Source organism: Pseudomonas sputi (assembly GCF_021603585.1).
GTDB classification, from domain to species: Bacteria; Pseudomonadota; Gammaproteobacteria; order Pseudomonadales; family Pseudomonadaceae; genus Aquipseudomonas; species Aquipseudomonas sputi.
Genome location: NZ_BQHI01000091.1, coordinates 1 through 255, shown reverse-complemented (window position 1 = coordinate 255; position 255 = coordinate 1). Strand labels below are relative to the sequence as shown.

The following is a 255-nucleotide window of genomic DNA, read 5'->3' as shown; positions in this document are numbered from 1 at the left end:
AGACAGCTAGGAGGTTGGCTTAGAAGCAGCCACCCTTTAAAGAAAGCGTAATAGCTCACTAGTCGAGTCGGCCTGCGCGGAAGATGTAACGGGGCTCAAACCATACACCGAAGCTACGGGTATCACGTAAGTGATGCGGTAGAGGAGCGTTCTGTAAGCCTGTGAAGGTGAGTTGAGAAGCTTGCTGGAGGTATCAGAAGTGCGAATGCTGACATGAGTAACGACAATGGGTGTGAAAAACACCCACGCCGAAAG

The 255-nt window shown here is 51.0% G+C and carries 1 rRNA gene; it reads left to right on the top strand.

The features are described 5' to 3' along the window. Positions 1-255, top strand: a 23S ribosomal RNA gene (locus L6D81_RS29425); the annotation flags it as partial.